Source organism: Dactylosporangium sp. NPDC050688, from assembly GCF_040654515.1.
GTDB lineage: Bacteria > Actinomycetota > Actinomycetes > Mycobacteriales > Micromonosporaceae > Dactylosporangium.
Window position 1 is genome coordinate 95,493 of the sequence record NZ_JBFAIC010000024.1, and the last position, 17,317, is coordinate 112,809.

The following is a 17,317-nucleotide window of genomic DNA, read 5'->3' on the forward strand; positions in this document are numbered from 1 at the left end:
CGACCGTCACGACGTGGCCGAGCCCGCTACCGGCACGCTGCCCGGGGTGCACGTGCTGGACGTGACGTTGCGCGACGGCGGATTCGAGACCGACTTCCACTGGCCCTGCGACGTGATCATGACCCACCCTGCCGCTGTCGGCCCGGTCGGCGTCGACGTCGTCGAGCTGGGCTATCTCGGCGGGGTACCGCTCGAGCACGGCGTCGCCGTCGCTGGCGTCGGTGCGCACCTGCGTCCGGAGCATCTCGCCGCCGCACGGTTCGACGGAGTTCGCCTCGCCGCGATGGTGCACCCCACCGCCCTCGACAGCGGCAGCGGTCTGGACGTGGACGCCTACGCCGACGCCGGTCTGGATCTGATCCGGCTGGTCTACCACCCCGATTGGCTCGATCCGATCGCCCGGCTGGCTGGCCGGGCGCACGAGGCAGGGCTGCGGGTGTCGGTCAATATCGCCCTCGCCTCCCGGTATCGGCCCGGTGAGCTGGCCGAGCACGCCGCACGGATCGCCGACGCCACGGAACCGGACGTGCTCTACGTCGCCGACACCTGCGGCGCGCTCGATCCAGCCCAGGTGACCAAGTTTGTCGCGGCTGTGCGCGCGGTCACCGACGTGCCGGTCGGATTCCACGCGCACGACTTCCTCAGCTTCGGCTACGCCAACGCCCTCGCTGCGGTCGTGTCCGGCGCGCGGTGGCTGGACGTGTCCGTCCTCGGCCTCGGCCGCGGCGGAGGGAACCTGTCCGCGGAACTGGTCCTCGCACGGCACCGCTTCCCCGGAGAACAGCTAACCGGCCGGCTGGAGCTGTTCCTTTCCCACCGCGAGGAGCTCGCCCAGCTGGCCGGCCGGCCTTTGCCGGACCTGGTGCCGATGGTCTGCGGCGCGCTGAACCTGACGCCCGTCGAGGAGCAGGCGCTGCGCACATTCGCCGCCGACGACGGCATCGACATGCAGCTGGCGGCGTTGTGGCTGGTCGCGGCCCACGATCGGGTGCCGTCGCTGCGTGCCGACGGCCTGCGCGCGGGGTGGCGGGCTGAGGCTGCGGCGGTGGTTGCGTGACCCCGCCACGGGTGAGTCACCGCGCCGGCAGGATCGCAGCGCACCGCTACGCCGACTTCCCGGTCGGCGCGGGTGACATGGATCTGCGTGGTGACGGCTCGCCGCAACTGCGCGTCACCGCCGCGGTGATGCAGCGAACCAGGCCGAGCCCGGCGCTGACGCTCGGCTACGGGGACGTCGCCGGGGACTGGTCGCTGCGCAACGCCGTGGCTGAGTTGTTCGGCGTCGACCCGGGCGACGTCATCGTCACCACCGGCGCCAGCGAAGCGTTGCATCTGGCGCTGGCCTGCACCACCGATCCCGGCACCTCGATCCTGCTGCCGACCCCGGCGTTCCCCGGCTTCGCGCAGCTGGCACGGTTGCTCGGCCTGCACCCGACCTGGTATCCGGTGCCCGGGGTGCTGCCGCACCGCAACGCCGGAGAGCCGATGCTGATCTGCTCGCCGCACAACCCAACCGGCGTCGTCAGCCCGCACGCAGCTCCCGGTGACGGCTGGACGATCTGGGACGTTTCACATACCGCCTTCGCGCCCGACGACCTCGCCGCTATCCAGCGGCGGCTCACCGCGACGGGTGTCGTGGTCTTCTCACTGTCGAAACTGCTGCGCCTGCCCGGGATCCGAGTCGGCTGCCTCATCACCCGCAACCGTGCGTTCGCCGACGCCGCCGTCACCGTGAAGACGCACCTGTCGATGTCGGCGAGCCGACTCAGCCAGCACCTTGCCGCCGAGATCCTCGCCGACCCCGCCACGGTGCCGGAACTCGCCCAACGCGCGCAACGTATCGCCGCGGACCGGGACCGGATCATCGACGCCGTCACCAGCGCGCAGAACCTCCAGCTCGTCGCCGGCGCGGGGACCGCTGGGACGCACCTGCTCCTGCAAACGCTGGCTGGTTCGGACGCAGCGGGCCAACTGCGCGCCGCGCACATCGTCGGGCTGCCCGGGACGGTGTTTGGCGGCGCCGCCGACACGGCCCGGATCTGCTTCGCCCAGCCGGTCGATGTCATCGACCGAGCCGTGAAGCGGCTGGCCAGCCTATGAACGCGCCCACCCGGCACCGTGTGATCTCGGCGTACCTGGTCTTCGCCGCCGTCGTCGTGGCTGCCGGCGCAGCGCTCATCGTCGCGCTGTCCCGCGCCGGCGAGCAGGACGGCTTTCACGCCGCTGCAGTACCTGGCGGGCCGTCCGGCGGGCCCGACGTGCCGCACATCCTTGCGGTGCTGGCGGTACTGGTCGCTGCGGCGCACCTCGGCGGTAGTGTCGCCGCCCGGTTGCGCCAGCCTCGGGTAATCGGGCAGGCCACCGTGGGGCTGCTGCTCGGTCCGTCTGCCCTCGGCCAGGTGGCGCCAGCAGCGGCTGGGTGGCTGCAGTCCGGCGGTGCTGTCGCGGCCGTGGAGGTCCTCGCGCAGCTCGGCGTGCTGCTGTTCGTGTTCTGCATCGGCCACCACCTCACCGGCTCGACCAGCAGCGTGGGCCGCGGTGCGGCACTGCTCACCGGCCACATCACCGTCGTGGTGCCGCTGTTCGGCGGAGTCGCGGTCGGCCTGACCGTGCTGACGCCGCCGCCCGGCATCGCGACGCTCCCGCACGCGCTGTTCGTCGGGCTCGCGATGAGCGCGACCGCCCTGCCCGTCCTCGCGCATATCCTGACCGAACGGCGGCTGCTGACCAGCCCGCTCGGCGCCCTCGCCACCACCGCGGCCGCCGTCGCGGACGCCACCATCTGGGCGCTGCTCGTCGTCACCCTGTGTCTCGCCCGGGGCGGGTCGCTTGCCGCCACCGGGCTGCGGCTCGCCGCTGCGGCAGGGTTCGTCGCTGTCCTGTGGTGGCTACTGCGGCCGCTGGCGAGGCGCATGCTGGCCGCGGACCACGCCGCCTCGCCGCTACGGCCGGCGCTGTTGTTATGCGCGGTCCTCGGCTGCGCGGCCGCCACCGAACGGCTCGGCCTGCACGCCATCATCGGCGCGTTCCTCGCCGGGCTGGCCCTCCCCCGCGAGGCCCCCGCGGTGCGGCGGGTCGTGGTCGTCGCCGGTGGTGCCGCCGAATGGTTGCTGCTGCCCCTGTTCTTCGTCGCGGTCGCCGCGCATACCCGTCTCGACCTGCTCGTCACCGGCCCGGTCGTCGCCGTGGCCGCCCTGGTCCTGGCTGCGGCGGTCGCCGGGAAACTGCTCTCCGGTATCGCGGCCGGACGCGTGATCGGTCTCGCCTGGCGCGACGCGAGCACGCTGGGAGTGCTCCTGAACTGCCGCGGTGTCACCGAGCTCGTTCTACTCAACCTCGGCCGGACCGCGGGCATCATCGACGAGACCACGTTCACCGTGTTCGTCGTCATGGCCGTACTGACCACGGCCGGCACCGGGCCACTGCTCGACCTGCTGGGCGCCGGGCACACCCCGCGCGGCGACGCACCGGTGCCACCCGGAGCGGTGTCGACCAGTGCCGGGCCTGCCCTCGACCGCGTGGCGGAGGCCGCGTGAGCAGCCGCCGAGGTTACCCGTCGAGGAGCCGGAGCAGCGGGCGTGGCCCCGCCGCACCCAGGACCTGCCGGAACTGCTCGGCGGCGTCCGGCCGCCGTTTCAGCACGGCCGTCACCAGCCAGACAGCCGCTTTCCGCACGGGCTTCGCCGGGTCCGGCAGCACCTCGGCAAGGCCCGGCACCGCGACCGGGTCTAGTCCGGCGCGCACCGGCGCGATCAACATGACCAGGAACAGCCGCCGCTGCCAATCCGATGCTGAGACGGCGAGCCACGCCAGGTCCTCCATGGCCAGGTCCTCAGCCTGCAGGGCGGCGCCGAGGACCGCGCCGAGCTCGTCGACGGACAGCCAGTTGTCCAGCAGCGGTGCCCAGGCACGCACCATCGCCGCAGTGGGCGCCACCCCGGCCCGGCGCAGCAGCATGCACGCTGCCAGCTCGTCCTCGTGCGCGGCGCCGTGCCATAGCATCGTCGCTGCCGCCCGCGCCAGGGCCGCATCAGTGCTCCCGCGGCGCGGTGACACCGCCCGTGCCGCAGCGTGGACCGCGGCCCGCAATAGCGGAATCCGCACGCCGAGCACCGGCTTGCCCGGGCTTCGAGCCGCGACCGTGCCCGGCACGTACGCCGGGTCCGCATGCCCGCGCACACCAGCGCGAACCGCGGCCGCCAACGCCGCCGCGTCCGCTGTCGTTGACTCGTCGGTCACCTCGTGGACCGTACCGCTCACCAGACCAAACCTCAGGGAGGCACCACCTTGGCCGGCACCGCTCTCGACCTGACCGGGCCCCGCGCCGGGGCCGGCATCCCGGTCTACGCCGTCTACGGCAGCCTCGACCCGGCCGCCGCTACCATGGCCGATGTCCTCGCCGGCGGCGTCCGCCTCCGGCAGCTCGGTCCCGACCAGTTGATCCCGATCGAGGCCGGCCTGCCGGACGCCGCACCACACCTCCTGGACAGCCTCGCCCGCCACGACGGTGTGCCGCTCGCCGGCGTCGTCGGCTTCGACGACTGGTGGACCGACACCCTCGCCGCCCTCAACCCGGCCTTCCCGCTCGAAGCCGCCCGCAGGCTCGTCACCGACAAAGCCGCCCTCTACACCGCGCTCACCGCCAACGGCGTCCCCGCCCCACCGCACCTGACCGGCCCGCTCGACCATGACCTCCTCCTCGTCGCCCTGGACCGCTTCGGCAGTGCGCTAATCCTGAAACCCGCCACCGGCGCCGGCTCCCGCGGCGTCTACCGCTACCGGCCCGACCTCACCGTCGACGCGAACATCGCCATCTACCAGCGGCTCCGCGCGCTCGGGCACATCGATACCAGCGTGCCGACCATCGCCTGTCCCTACCTCGGTGGTGACGAAGCGCTCGAGATCAGCGTCGACGCCATCATCTGCGGCAGCGCCGTCGTGCACGCCGTCGTGCACGAGAAGTGCACCGCCACCCGGCGAGAGCCGTTCGTTGACCAGGTCATGCTCACCCCGCCCGTCCAGCCGCAGATCGTCGCCGCCCTACCCGGCCTACCGGCAGTCACTGCCGGCATCGTGGCCACCCTCCAGCTGCGCGACGGCAGCCTGCACGCCGAACTGCGCCTCCACGACAACGTCTGGCACGTCCTCGACATCGGCGTGCGACCCGGCTCGGGACTCGTCCCGCACGCTGTGCAGACCGTCACCGGCGTCGACCCGCGCGCCGTCCACCTCGCCGCCTCCATCGGCCAGCCCATCACCGCCGACGTCATCCGCGGCCGGAGGCCCAGCTACCCGGCCGCCGCGATCGCCTGCTGCTACCTCGCCGACGAGCGCCGCGACACCGTCAACCTCACCGACCAGGCACAACTCGCGCACTGCCTCAGCCACGATCCAACCGTCTTCGGCTGGCACCTCAACGCCGCCGACCTCGACGACCAGATCTACCGACCCGACGCCGGGCTCTCCATCGGTGTCGCCGCGACCACACCGGCCGACGCCCATGCGCGACTGCAGTCGCTCGTTGCACCGTACGGCTACACCACGCCCTGACCCCGACCCGGTCCGCACTCACCCAGGAGCACACCGATGACCGCGTTGCATCACCTCGCGCTCAGCGCAGCCAACCTCGACACGAGCGCTGCGTTCTACGACCCGTTCCTCGCCGAACTCGGCTACCACCGCGAGGGTGGTGTCGAGAGCCCGCTCGTCTACCTCGGTGAGGGCCCAGAGATCCTCGTGTACGCCGTCGAAGGTAGCGACGCCGCCCGGCACCGGCACGGCGCTCCTGGGCTCCAGCACCTCGCGTTCCAGGTCGACGAGCGCAAGATCGTCGACGCCGCGCACCGCGCGGCGGACGCTGCAGGTGGCACCGTCGTACACGCGCCGCGCCTGTATCCCGAGTACGCGGATGGGTACTACGCGACGTTCGTCGAGGACCCGGACGGCTCCCGATTCGAGGTCCTCTCCGTTCCACGGTCATGACCTGGTGGGGCCCGGCCGTGGCTGAGCCGCCGTCGTGAGGTGTGTCTGGCGCCCAACCACAGGTCTCCGGTCGTCGGATGCCCGCCGCGCGTCGAGCGGCGGGCGGTCCATCTTGTGGAAAGGGGCGTCTCCACCGAACCGTCTCGCTGTGACCGCGATGATGCATGGATGCCGGGCCGGGCTGGAGGAATCACCTCCGGCGAACCCATCGGCACGGCAGCCGGCTGAACTACCGCGCCGCGACGGTCGGTCGGGTCCATCAACCCGAGCCACTGCACAGCCCGCTCAACCTCGCCGAGCATCAACAGTGCGTCGGCGCTGAGCACGGCGAACCTCCGTGCGACAGCCTTCAGCCGATCGCATTGGTCGGCGCACAATGGCCGCTGCAACATGGCGATGGCGTCGGCCAAGCCAAGCGCCGCCCGGGTCGCTACATCATCCCACGTGGGGTCGACACGGCCATCGCCAACGAGATCGGCACACTGTTGTTCCAGTTCCGCGAGCTCGGCGGCCGCGTCGACAGGATCAGTCTCTTCGCGCAGCGTGTGGTGGAGTTCGTCGAACGCCGCCCAGCGGTCCGGCGTCTGCAGGGTGGCGACCGCCGCGCGCAGCCGGCCGGCCGCAACGGTGATCCTGCTGCGGCGTCGTATGCGCCGGCCTTCGGCCCGTTGCCGCGCTGTGCGGTGACGGATTCCCTGAAGCTGGGCGAACGGGGCCCAGAGTTCTCTGTCCACATCCAATGCAGCGCCGGCCCGTTCAACGAACGTCGCACTCGGGGTGCGCAGGCCACGCTCGACCATCGCCACGTACTCACGGCTGAAGAATGTGGCGGCGCCGAGTTCGCGTTGGCTCCATTGCTGCCGTTGTCGCGCTTGCCGCAGCAGGTTGCCGAAGGCGAGGACACCGACCGTCTGGCGGGAGTCAGGTGAGACGACGCCGGATGCCATGAACCTCCTCCTCACCCGACATGGTTCAACTGCGGTAGACGGGCTCGCATCCAATGGGCGCATCGCGTTCTGCGCAGGTCAACGCTAGGACCGGATGGCTGGCCGGTCCATGTTGTTGCGGAGAGTTGCAGCAATTTAGCCCCGCTCCAGCTCACCTCCGCTAGCAATGTGGCAACGAGGGTGCCTGTGGATCACGATTAACACCTGGTAAACAGGCACATGCGGCACGTTGACGCACGTGGATGCCTTCGCCAGACTGGCCAGTGTGCGCAACATCGTGCACTCATCGGGACAGGAGGACCCGTGCGGATTAAGTTGATTGCGGCAGACCCGGAGTCTGCGCCGACGAACTCGCCAACCCTGTACAAAACGGACAGGGGCAGTTGGATTGTGCAGGGCTGGGTCGTCACCGACCCCGAGGTGCTCGCGGAGATGGGTATCCCCGCGGGTGAGAGCTGTGTCGAGATCCCGGACAGGATGGTTCCGCTCTTCGCTGAAGGAGACTGATGGCCCGTCTAACCGTTGCCGAGTTCGAGGAGGCGATCAGGCACTTCGACGCGGAGTCCGTGCATCTGGAGATGCGCGATGCGTACGGCACTGAGGTCGAGCTGCCGCACCTGGCCGCTTGGGCGGCAGGCGAGCCGGCGGATCTTGCGTTCATGCAACCCTGGTGCGACGACGTCCGCGGCTTCGTTTCCGACGGCAAGTCGCTGCGCCGGGCGCACGTGGTTTCGGAGCCGCTGTCTGATTACCAGCGGTGGGCATACGTCGTCTTCGGGGCTAGCGAGGACGCCGGTGAGCAACACCGCTGGGTGCCGCGCCGGTTGGTGTCGTCGATCGCGTTTCCGGGCAACGACTTCTGGATGCTCGACCGCCGGCTCGTCATCTTCCATCACTACGCAGGCAACGGCCGCAACATCGACTTCACGACCAGCACCGAGCCGCACGACATCGAACTGTGCTCTGCAGCTTTCGAGGCCGTCTGGCGCATCGGCATTCCGCATCACGAGTACAAGCCCAGCTGACCCACGTACGTGTCCAGCACACAGCAGCGAGCCCGCGAAGCGTTCGGCAACCGTCTCCGGGAGATCCGCCTCGACGCGGGACTCTCGGGACGGCAGCTCGCCGCCGCCACCGGCTTCCACTACACCAAGGTCTCCCGCGTCGAGCATGGCGGGCAGAGCCTCTCTGACGCGGACATCCGGGCTTGGGCGTCCGCATGCAAGGCGGACGCCCAAGTCGCCGACCTCATCGCACAGATGCGCGCCGTCGACACGCTGTACCGCGACTACCGTCACGCGGCGCGCCGAGGGCTGCGCCACCTCCAGGAACCGTGGGTAGCACTATACGAACGCACCACCCTCTTCCGAGTGCACGAGCACTGGATTGTCCCGGGCCTCATCCAGACCGAGGCCTACTCGATGGCCGTCATGGCGCACTGGCGAAACGTAATGTCACTGCCGGAGGACGACACGGAGGCGGCCAACGCGATCCGCATGGACCGCCAACGAATACTTCGCCTTGGCCAGCGTCGATTCAACTTCCTGCTCGCGGAGCAGGTGCTCTACAGCAGAGTCCCTTCAGCGCCGGCAATGCTCGACCAGTTGGACCGCCTCGCCGAGGTCATGAGGCTCCCGCGGGTTTCCCTGGGCCTGATCCCGGCAGCCGCCGGCCTCGACGGACACAGCCAAACCTCATTCTGGATCTTCGACGAGTCCCTCGTGCAAGTCGAGACGCTGACCACCGGCTTGGACATCACCCGTCCGGAGGAAATCGAGCTGTACGCCGCAGCCTTCGAACGTATGTGGGGCACCGCGGTCTTCGGCCGGCACGCGAAGGCGCTCATCACACGAGCCCGAGATGAGCTGCTGCAGCAACCGAAGACCACATCAACCTGACCATCCCAGGCCGAGTTGCGTTCGCGCAATCCGGCACTGCGACAGACAGACCCCCTATCCGCGGCAGCTCCCTTCCTCGCAGGCGAACTCGCTGACACCGACTCGACCCGCCATGACGCCTGTCAGAGGAGGAACTGACAATCGGCTTCGCCCGACGTTGGTACAGCGCCGTTCTCCCGTCGTTGTACCCGGCTCGATCGGCTACTTTGCGCACCGGCGCAATTACGGTCGATGCAAGCCACAGCCGCAGTACCGCGGAAGGAGGACAGGCGATGTACGAGGCGATCGTGAGTCCCCAGGAGGATCTGTTCGTGGCGGTCCGGCCCGGGCACAGCAAGGGCATGAGCCTTCCCGCTGCGTACTACGCCGAGCTGCTGGATCGAAACGAGGCCGGGCTGCCCGTGCCCGACTGGTTCGTCGACGGGGCGCGCCGCCAATGGACGATCGACCTTGCCGGGCAACGCGTCGACACCGCGCTCGCGGTCCGGTCTCCGTCGACTGCGGCGGTGACATACAGCCGAGCAACATACGAGATCAACAAAGGGTGCAACTTCTCCTGCGAGCACTGTTACCTGGAGCTGCGTCCGTTCGAAGGGCTGGCCCTGCCCGACAAGCTGCGCTTGATCGACATGCTCGCCGAGGTCGGAGTGTTCTGGTTCCAGATCACCGGCGGTGAGCCCCTCATCGATCCTGACTTCCCGGCCGTCTACGAACGCGCACATCAGGCCGGGATGATGATCGAGATCCTCACCAACGGATCCCGTCTCTCCCGCCCGCACCTGGTAAGCCTGTTCCAGAACCGACCGCCTCACAGGATCGTTGTGTCGCTGTACGGCGCGAGTCCAGCAACCGCCGATCGGCTGACCCGCACCAAGGGCGCGTTCACGAACATGCACGCCGGCGTGCGGGCCGCCACCGCCGCCGGGCTGCCGGTGCAACTCACGATCATCATCACCCGTCACAACGTCGACGAGGTCGACGCGATGCGTGCCCTCGCCGGCAGCTTGAACGTGCCCACGAAGGAGTACGGGATGCTGTCGCCGACCTACACCGGCGCTCCCGGACCGCTCGACGCGCAGGCACCCGGCTTCCTCGACGCGAGCTTCCTCGAGTCCGCGGCCCCCGGCGCGCTCGGTGACGCCGGCGCATTCGACAGCTGCCCCGCTGGGCACACGTTCTTCCACGTCGACCCGCACGGCCTGGCCACAATGTGCAAGATCGGCCGGGACAACCCGGTGCATCTCATGGCCGAGGGAATCGACGGTCTGCTGCGCCTGCCCGCCATCGCAGACGCCCAAATGCTTCGCACCGGTGGGTGCACAGGCTGCTCGCTGACCAGCACCTGCCGGGTCTGCCGGCCGCTTGCCCGCATCTACCAGGAAGCGAAGGCACCGCTGCACAGCTACTGCCAGCACGGAGAGAGGACCCCCGCATGACCGCCGTACCCGTCACCATCACCACCCGGCCGGCCACAACCGGCAGGCTCATCGCCGGCCGAACCCCAACCCCGACCACCCTCGTCTTCATCGACAACGTCGAAGCCGCGGCCTCGGCCAACAGCGGCCGGTGCAACGACAGCAACCCCTATCGCTGATCACGACGCGCAACATCAGCCCAGCACCGTGGACGGTCACCGGGAACCGGCCGTCCACGGCGCTGCGGCGCCGGAAAGGAACGACGGCATGCCGACGATGAGAATCGACTTCCAGGACCTGCCGGTCGGGGCACGAGCTGCGGTCGAGGCATTGACCGGACGGATCCACTCGGCAGCCTCCGTCACCACCGGGCTCAACAGCTCCGTCGCCGCGCGGCTGCACACCGCGTCCGGCAAGGTGTTCTGCAAAGCCCTCCCGGCCACGCACCGCTGGGTGTGGACCCAGCAGCGGGAAGCCGACATCGCTCCGCACCTCTACGGCGTGGCGCCGGCGTTGGTCGCCAGACTCGCGGTCGATGGCTGGGACATCGTGCTGTTCGAGGCCCTGGACGGCCACACTGCCGACTTCAGCCCCGGCTCCCCCGACCTGCTGGCCGTCGTGACGTTGCTCGATGCGATCGCTCAGACTGCCTGTCCGCCAGTTGAGCTCCGCGATATCGGCGAGCGGCTCCGCGACTACGCCAGTACCCCGGCTGACCTTGACCACTTCACCGGCTCGGCGCTGCTGCACACCGACCTCAACTACGCCAACATCATCGTCGACGCCGGCCGGGCACGCATCGTCGACTGGGGTTGGGCCTCGCGCGGCGCGCCGTGGCTCGACGCCGCATATTGGGTCGTATGGCTCATCTCGGCCGGACACGACCCGGCAACCGCGGAGCAATGGGCTGCTAGAACATCGACATGGAGCACCGCATCCGGTGCCGCGCTCCTGGCGTTCAGCGAGACGCAGGCTGCGCTCTGGGCCGAGATCTCGCACCGCGACCCGGGGGACGCCTGGAGTGCCCGCCTTGCTAACGCATCCCGGTGCTGGATGGATCACCGCCGAACTACTTGACGTACCCCGCCACCGCCCCCATGGCGACCACCATGGTCTGGCTCCGCCCGAAGACGATAGGTAAAACCCCTGAACCGGGCGTCGATCTGCTTGACGTCGACCACGCAGCCGTTCTGCGCATGATCGCCAACGGCAGCGCCCGATCATGTGACGGATCGACAATGGCGGAAGCACGGTGACGGCACATTGGCGTGCTGAGGTCCGCAGGGACCGCTGATTTCGGAGGGTGTCGTGTATCGACCACATGCTTTCCCGGTGTCGGTCAAGGGCGTCTGCGTCAGAGCCGGTCAGGTTTTACTGCTTCACAATGAACGCGACGAGTGGGAGCTGCCGGGCGGCAAGCTTGAACTCGGCGAAGACCCGACGGTGTGCGTCACACGGGAGATCTTCGAGGAGACTGGCTGGGCGGTCACCGTCGGGCCGATCCTAGATTCCTGGCAGTACCACGTCCGCGACGGCGTTGACGTGCTGATCGTCACGTACGGGTGCAGCGTCGACGCCGACTCCCCAGTGCAGGTCAGCAGCGAGCACAAGGAGGCTCGGCTCTTCAATCACGACGAGGTCGCCGGACTTCGTATGCCGTCCGGGTACCGCCGGTCGATCGACGACTGGTACAGCCGCCTCGGCCTCTCGGCGCCCGGTTAGAACCCATTTACGCGCTGCGGGGCAGCGCAGGCCGAACCCATGCCGCTGGCCGGATGTCCGGCCTACTGCGCGATGATCGGCAACGCGGTCTACCTGTGAGCAGCCACGTCCTTGTCGCCCTGGGCGTGAACGACCAACCAACGCAAGCCCGCGCTACGACGCCGTCGTCAGCAGCCACCCAGGGTCAAGCGACTCGACGCAGGTGCTGACCCACGCGGGTCAGCACCGACATGGCACCACGACCGGTCGAAGGTACCGCCGTGCGCCGCTGAGCTTTCCCCTGTCCCGCCCGACGAGCACGGAGGAGCCTTGGACGTCCGAGAGGCCCAGAAACTGGTTTGGGAGAACAAGCACGCCAAAGGCTTCAACACCACCGACGTCGCATTGGAGTTCGGTCTGTTGCACGGCGAGCTCGCGGAAGCATTCGACGCCTGGCGCCGACGACAACCCGACCTCGGCGAAGAGCTTGCCGACGTTGCCCTCTACCTGTTCGGCCTCGCCCAGATGACCGGTTGCGACCTGCAGGCGGAGATCGAAAGCAAGCTGCACAAGAACGCGGCACGCCAATACGAGCGTGACCCCGCCAGCGGCACGATGCATCGCGTCGCCGAAGGCTGATCGCACAGCGACCATGGGCCCAACCGGCAGGTGCTACAGGCACCAAGGGTTGATAGGAAACGCGCTTCGCGAGCCAACTCACATACCCCGATCCTGAGGCCAGCGCGGCCGCGACGAGTCGGTGGCAATCGAGGCGCAGCCAGTACAGCTGCCAGTCACGATGCACACAACGCAACCTCCTTGGCTTCCGTCCCGTCGCTCGCTCGGGTACACCCTTGCACTCGGTCGGGTGTACCAGACGGAGCACCGCTGGCCAGCACCAGCGCCGGTTAGCTTCGTTCCGTGAGGACCCTTGCGCCCACCGCCGCGTCTCGGCAGGCGATCGCGACGCTCGCCGTCATGGCGTTCCTGGTCGTGACCGGCGAGACGACACCGATCGGGCTGATCCATGAGATCGCCGTCGGGCTGCGCGCCACCGATGATCAGGTGGGGCTCGCTGTCAGTGGATACGCGTTCGTCGCCGGGCTGTCGTCGGTGCCGCTGGCACATTGGACGGCCCACCTGGACCGGCGGGCAATCCTTGCAGTCAGCCTGATGGTTTTCGGCGCCGGCCACCTGGCCGCCGCAGCGGCCGGACATGTTGCGATGTTCGCCGCGGCGCGTGCGATCGCCGCGCTCGGCCACGGCCTGCTCTTCGCGGTGGCCGTCCCCACGGCGATCCGTCTCGCCGTGACCACAGGTAAGGGGCGGGCCGGCGCGCGGGTCATGGTCGGCAGCGCTTCCGCGCTGGTCGCCGGGACGCCGCTCGCCACCTACCTCGGCCAGGCTACGGGTTGGCGCACCACCCTGCTCGTGCTCGCCGCCGCGGCGCTGCTGCTGGCCGGCACCGCGGCACGGCTGCTCCCCGAGGTGCCGGGGTATGCACGGCGACACGGCGGGCCAGGCCTATTCACAGTGGTGCGCCGCCCTGAGCTCGTGATCGTGCTCGCCACCACCGGGACCATCTCGACTGCGCACTTCGTCGCGTTCACCTTCCTCGCTCCGTATGGCGCCGGACGGCTTGACGTTCGCGGCACCGGCCTCGCCGTGCTGCTGCTCGGCTACGGGGCTGTGGCTGTCGCGGCCAGCTCGGTCGCGGGCCGGTTCGTTGACCGGCGTCCCCGGGCCGCAACCGCAGTGGCCGCCGCCGCGTTCACACTCGCGCTGATCGGCATCTGGCTCACACCGGCACTGCACCTGGCGACGTTCGGGGTGGTGCTCGTGGTGGTGTGGGGTGCCGCGTTCGCCGCCCTGGCGGTGTTGACGTCCCTGATCGCGCTCTGGCACGCCGCCGGACCGCACACCGAGACCGTCAACGCCTTCTCGGGCATCGCCTTTCAGGTCGGCGTCGTCGCCGGCTCAGCTGTCGGCTCGGTCGCCGTCGCCGCAGGCCACCTCAACAGCCTGCCGCTCGTCGCGGCCGGCGGTGGTGTCCTCGTGTCGGCGGCCGTCCTGCTCCGCGGTCACGCATTCCGACCTGCCGTGTCGGCGTCCTCCGTGCGCGAACTGGAAACATCATGACCAGCGAAGCGTCGCGCAACACGTCGTGGTGCCGCGGACCGCGTCGCGCGCCCCGGCCCGCGAGGCGGCCTCACCGCCATGGCCACCACGACCCAGAAGACAACCATCGTTCGCCCGGCCGGGACGATGGCCCGGCGTGTCGCCGCGCCTCGTCCGGCGTGTCGGACACACGTTCGATTCCTGTTGGCGCGTGCGCCGCGGCGGGAAGCCTGTCGAGGCATAACCTACCGACGGTCGTTCGGCAACCGTCTTCGAGGACTCCGCCTCGACGCGTGACGCTCGGGACGGAAGTTCGCCGCTACCACCGGCTTCCTCCACACCAAGACTTCCCGGAAAGGATCTCGTTTTGGCAACCGAAGTCGCCGTATCACCCGCCCAGCAGCTCCGCCAGCGTCTCGTTGCAGTCCTGACGGCAAAAGGTGCGATCACCACCGACGCTGTCGCGGACGCCATGCTCGCGGTGCCCCGTGAAGCGTTCGCACCCGCCGGCACCGACCTCACCGACGTGTACGCCGCACACAGTGCCGTCGTCACCAAACGCGGGCCCGACGGTTCGGCGATGAGTTCGGTCTCCGCGGCGTGGTTGCAGGCACGGATGCTCGAGCTAGCGCGGATCGGCCCGGGCAGCCGGGTGTTGGAGATCGGGTGCGGTGGCTGCAACGCCGCGTATCTCTCCGAGATCGTCGGTGCGGACGGCGTTGTCGTCTCCGTCGATATCGACGCTGATGTCGTGGACCGGGCCCGCGCCGGTCTGGCCCGCACCGGGCACCCCGTGACGGTTGTCCTCGCCGACGGCGCGGACGGCTATGCGCCGCACGGCCCGTACGACGCGATCCTGATCACGGTTGAGGCCAGCGACATCCCACCCGCTTGGATCGACCAGCTCACGGACGGTGGGGTGCTGGTCGCGCCGGTCCGGATGCGTGCCCATACCCGCTGCGTAGCCCTCGAACGCGACGGCGATCACCTGGTCGCGACGGCGGCGCTGCAGTGCGGGTTCGTGCCGATGCAGGGCGACGGCAGCGACCCCACCCGCCAGCTGCCGCTGCGCGGCGGCGACGCCGTCCTCACCCTGGACGACCCGACCACCGCGGTCGACGGTGACGCTCTCCGCGCGGCCTTGGACGGGTCGAGAGTCGAGGGGTGGTCGCAGGTCGCGCTGACGATGGATGCCTCGTTCGAGGCGCTGCATCTGTGGCTGGCTAGTCAGCCGCGTCCGTACGGCATCCTCACGGTCGACCGGCAGCGCACGGCCGGGCTCCTCGACCCGCAGGATAGGTTTTGCTGCCCCACCCTGCTCACCGATGACAGCTTCGCCTACCTCGCCATCCGCCGCCTCGACGAGACGACCTGGCAGTGCGGCGCCCACGGTTTCGGGCCCGACGCCGCCACGCTTATCCACGACCTGAACGACCTCGTCACCGCCTGGGACCGTCTCCACCGCGCCGGCATCCGCCCGGCCATCACCGTTCACCCCGCCGCGACACCGCTGCCGGACACCGGCCGGCTGCAGCTGCTCGTGCAGCGCCGCCACACCCAGGTCGTCGTCACCTGGCCGGGCGACAGCAGCCGATGACGCCGATCTTGGTCGTGATTCGCGGAACTCCGGCACTGGCAAGACCACGATCGCGCGGGAGGTTCACCGCCGATACGGGAGAGGCTGTGCGCCGATCGAGCAGGATCAGCAACGCCGGGTCGTACTGCGCGAACGACATCGCCTCCATCGACCCGGTCGCGTCGAGGGCATGTGATCGGCGCGGCGATCGCGATGCGCAGCCTGGACGAGCCCGCCGACGTGTCCGTCCAGGACGTCGTCGTGCACCCGGACGACCGCCGCCGCGACCTGGCCGGGGCGCTCATCGGTGGGTCGCCGCTCAGGCCCAGATCTGGGACTGCCGCCAGCCGTTCCTCACCTGCGCCCGAGCAACACCGCCGCGCTCGCGGCCTGGCAGCCAGCTCGGGTTCCGCAACCTGTCCAGCGACTACACCTCGACGGCATCCAGGCGATCGCGGCGCGCAACGAGCTGGGCCAAGACCGCCCGTCTTCCAGCTCGACCTGCCCAGAGGACCGCAACCGCACCTGCCCGGCGATACGGACGGAGCTGACACGTGACCACAGCACAGGATGAGCGCGCGGCGCTCCAGAAGCTAGTTGCCGGGCTGGTGCCGTTCGACGAACGGGAAGCCACGGACCGCGCCGACGTCCTGGCCTGGATCGACGCCGGCACCGACCTATACCGGCGGGTGCCACCGGACCAGCCGCCGAAACACCTCGTCACCTACTTCCCGCCCTACCACGAGCCCACCGACCGCGTATTCCTCGTCGACCACCGCAAAGCCGGCCGCCTGCTCCCGCCCGGCGGCCACGTCGATCCCGACGAAGGGCCCTGGGCCACCGTCGTCCGCGAAGCCGACGAAGAGCTCCGGACAGTCGCCCAGCCACATCCGCTGTGGCCAGCCGAGCGGCCATTGTTCGTGACCGTCACCCAGACCGTCGGCCCCCACGTCCACACGGATGTGACCCTGTGGTTTCCCTTGGCGTTGGACCCCGAGCAGCCGATCACACCCGATCCGGGTGAGTTCGCCGGGTGGGGCTGGTACCCACGCGCCGAGGTCATCGCCTGGCCAGCCGAACGCAGCGACCCGCAGCTGGCCCGGTTCCTCACCAAACTCGGCCGAGTGGGGGCCACGACCGGTGTAGGAGCCGCTGATGCCGGCCGATAGCCGACGCCGGCACGTCGCAGCCGGTGCGGTCGGGCCGTACACGGTGCCGGTGGATCTGCTGCTGCTCTACACCCGCGGCCCGGACCTGCTGGTCGGGTTGCGGCAGGGCGGGTACGCGTCCGGGGAATGGGACACCCCATCTGGGAAACTGGAGCCAGGCGAACGGTTGGAGCACGGCATGGCGCGGGAGGCGTTGGAGGAGACCGAGCTGCGGTTGCCGCCACAACAGCTGCAGCTTGTCGCGATGACGCATTGGCATCCGCCGGACGGGGTGCCACGCATCGGGGTGTTCTTCCACCTCGAGGCCCACCCGGCCGTCCACGGCGTCCCTCGAATTGCGGAGCCAGCCAAGTGCGCCGAGCTGCGGTGGGCGCCGATGGACGCCCTGCCCACCCCGCTGCTGCGCTACACCGCCATCGGCGTCGAACTGTACCGGTCGGAGCGCCGGTACGCTGCGATGGACTGGCCCCGCAGCCCGGACCCCGGTGCGGGTATGGGCAGGGCGGGTTGA

At 69.6% G+C, this 17,317-nt stretch carries 19 protein-coding genes and 1 pseudogene; 18 read left to right on the forward strand and 2 right to left on the reverse strand.

The annotated features are described in order from the left end of the window. The first annotated feature begins 13 nt into the window (after positions 1-13). Genes AB0H83_RS23400 through AB0H83_RS23410 form a run of 3 tightly spaced genes read left to right on the forward strand, consistent with a single transcriptional unit; the run spans position 14 to position 3,536 of the window. On the forward strand, positions 14-1,057 hold the full coding sequence (locus AB0H83_RS23400; RefSeq protein ID WP_360097603.1) for a hypothetical protein: 1,044 nt from the start codon (positions 14-16) through the stop codon (positions 1,055-1,057). Further along, positions 1,054-2,100, forward strand: coding sequence for a pyridoxal phosphate-dependent aminotransferase (locus tag AB0H83_RS23405; protein ID WP_360097606.1), 1,047 nt, complete (start codon positions 1,054-1,056; stop codon positions 2,098-2,100). The genes AB0H83_RS23400 and AB0H83_RS23405 overlap by 4 nt, the downstream gene beginning before the upstream one ends. After that, entirely contained in the window at positions 2,097-3,536 is a 1,440-nt protein-coding gene (locus AB0H83_RS23410) for a cation:proton antiporter (protein ID WP_360097609.1), read from the forward strand. The genes AB0H83_RS23405 and AB0H83_RS23410 overlap by 4 nt, the downstream gene beginning before the upstream one ends. A gap of 13 nt (positions 3,537-3,549) precedes the next feature. On the opposite strand, the gene AB0H83_RS23415 is transcribed toward AB0H83_RS23410, so the two are convergent. Further along, the gene (locus AB0H83_RS23415; protein WP_360097612.1) at positions 3,550-4,239 is read right to left on the reverse strand and encodes a DNA alkylation repair protein; all 690 of its coding nucleotides are present in this window, start codon (positions 4,237-4,239) and stop codon (positions 3,550-3,552) included. A 48-nt stretch (positions 4,240-4,287) separates the two neighbouring features. Here AB0H83_RS23415 and AB0H83_RS23420 point away from each other — a divergent pair, with 48 nt between their 5' ends. Continuing rightward, a complete protein-coding gene (locus AB0H83_RS23420; protein ID WP_360097615.1) occupies positions 4,288-5,550 on the forward strand; it encodes a hypothetical protein in 1,263 nt (420 codons plus the stop codon). 36 nt (positions 5,551-5,586) lie between these two features. Next, positions 5,587-5,982 (forward strand): VOC family protein, encoded by a 396-nt coding sequence (locus tag AB0H83_RS23425; protein WP_360097618.1) that lies wholly within the window; start codon positions 5,587-5,589, stop codon positions 5,980-5,982. Here the strand turns inward: AB0H83_RS23425 and AB0H83_RS23430 are convergent. Next, a complete protein-coding gene (locus AB0H83_RS23430) occupies positions 5,916-6,992 on the reverse strand; it encodes a helix-turn-helix transcriptional regulator (protein WP_360097621.1) in 1,077 nt (358 codons plus the stop codon). The genes AB0H83_RS23425 and AB0H83_RS23430 overlap by 67 nt on opposite strands. 240 nt (positions 6,993-7,232) lie before the next feature. Here AB0H83_RS23430 and AB0H83_RS23435 point away from each other — a divergent pair, with 240 nt between their 5' ends. The 13 genes and pseudogenes from AB0H83_RS23435 to AB0H83_RS23495 all read left to right on the forward strand — a co-directional run bounded on the left by AB0H83_RS23435 (position 7,233) and on the right by AB0H83_RS23495 (position 17,317). Continuing rightward, complete coding sequence (locus AB0H83_RS23435) at positions 7,233-7,436, forward strand: hypothetical protein (RefSeq protein WP_360097624.1); 204 nt, start codon at positions 7,233-7,235, stop codon at positions 7,434-7,436. Then, the gene (locus AB0H83_RS23440; protein WP_360097627.1) at positions 7,436-7,954 is read left to right on the forward strand and encodes a DUF6879 family protein; all 519 of its coding nucleotides are present in this window, start codon (positions 7,436-7,438) and stop codon (positions 7,952-7,954) included. Before AB0H83_RS23435 ends, AB0H83_RS23440 begins: the two co-directional genes overlap by 1 nt. 9 nt (positions 7,955-7,963) lie before the next feature. Then, entirely contained in the window at positions 7,964-8,827 is an 864-nt protein-coding gene (locus AB0H83_RS23445; protein WP_360097630.1) for a helix-turn-helix transcriptional regulator, read from the forward strand. A 206-nt stretch (positions 8,828-9,033) separates the two neighbouring features. After that, on the forward strand, positions 9,034-10,263 hold the full coding sequence (locus AB0H83_RS23450) for a radical SAM protein (protein ID WP_360097633.1): 1,230 nt from the start codon (positions 9,034-9,036) through the stop codon (positions 10,261-10,263). Then, on the forward strand, positions 10,260-10,421 hold the full coding sequence (locus tag AB0H83_RS23455) for a hypothetical protein (protein ID WP_360097636.1): 162 nt from the start codon (positions 10,260-10,262) through the stop codon (positions 10,419-10,421). The genes AB0H83_RS23450 and AB0H83_RS23455 overlap by 4 nt, the downstream gene beginning before the upstream one ends. A gap of 28 nt (positions 10,422-10,449) precedes the next feature. After that, positions 10,450-11,319, forward strand: a complete 870-nt coding sequence (locus AB0H83_RS23460; RefSeq protein WP_360097639.1) for a hypothetical protein — start codon at positions 10,450-10,452, stop codon at positions 11,317-11,319. Positions 11,320-11,574: 255 nt separating this feature from the next. Next, on the forward strand, positions 11,575-11,964 hold the full coding sequence (locus AB0H83_RS23465) for an NUDIX domain-containing protein (RefSeq protein ID WP_360097642.1): 390 nt from the start codon (positions 11,575-11,577) through the stop codon (positions 11,962-11,964). 309 nt (positions 11,965-12,273) lie between these two features. Then, on the forward strand, positions 12,274-12,582 hold the full coding sequence (locus AB0H83_RS23470) for a hypothetical protein (RefSeq protein ID WP_360097645.1): 309 nt from the start codon (positions 12,274-12,276) through the stop codon (positions 12,580-12,582). Positions 12,583-12,864: 282 nt separating this feature from the next. After that, positions 12,865-14,082, forward strand: coding sequence for an MFS transporter (locus tag AB0H83_RS23475; protein WP_360097648.1), 1,218 nt, complete (start codon positions 12,865-12,867; stop codon positions 14,080-14,082). 346 nt (positions 14,083-14,428) lie between these two features. Beyond that, complete coding sequence (gene fxlM / locus AB0H83_RS23480) at positions 14,429-15,658, forward strand: methyltransferase, FxLD system (RefSeq protein ID WP_360097651.1); 1,230 nt, start codon at positions 14,429-14,431, stop codon at positions 15,656-15,658. Between the two features lie 49 nt (positions 15,659-15,707). Next, positions 15,708-15,794 (forward strand): annotated as a pseudogene (locus AB0H83_RS23485) (kinase); the annotation flags it as partial. 397 nt (positions 15,795-16,191) lie between these two features. Then, positions 16,192-16,806 (forward strand): NUDIX domain-containing protein, encoded by a 615-nt coding sequence (locus AB0H83_RS23490; RefSeq protein ID WP_360097654.1) that lies wholly within the window; start codon positions 16,192-16,194, stop codon positions 16,804-16,806. Beyond that, the gene (locus tag AB0H83_RS23495) at positions 16,793-17,317 is read left to right on the forward strand and encodes an NUDIX domain-containing protein (protein ID WP_360097657.1); all 525 of its coding nucleotides are present in this window, start codon (positions 16,793-16,795) and stop codon (positions 17,315-17,317) included. Before AB0H83_RS23490 ends, AB0H83_RS23495 begins: the two co-directional genes overlap by 14 nt.

What these genes read in the sequence shown, in the direction of transcription:
- AB0H83_RS23430 (WP_360097621.1), bottom strand. Translation starts at nt 6,992, where the DNA reads ATGCGCCCATTGGATGCGAGCCCGTCTACCGCAGTTGAACCATGTCGG.
- AB0H83_RS23455 (WP_360097636.1), top strand. Translation starts at nt 10,260, where the DNA reads ATGACCGCCGTACCCGTCACCATCACCACCCGGCCGGCCACAACCGGC.
- AB0H83_RS23410 (WP_360097609.1), top strand. Translation starts at nt 2,097, where the DNA reads ATGAACGCGCCCACCCGGCACCGTGTGATCTCGGCGTACCTGGTCTTC.
- AB0H83_RS23440 (WP_360097627.1), top strand. Translation starts at nt 7,436, where the DNA reads ATGGCCCGTCTAACCGTTGCCGAGTTCGAGGAGGCGATCAGGCACTTC.
- AB0H83_RS23425 (WP_360097618.1), top strand. Translation starts at nt 5,587, where the DNA reads ATGACCGCGTTGCATCACCTCGCGCTCAGCGCAGCCAACCTCGACACG.
- AB0H83_RS23495 (WP_360097657.1), top strand. Translation starts at nt 16,793, where the DNA reads ATGCCGGCCGATAGCCGACGCCGGCACGTCGCAGCCGGTGCGGTCGGG.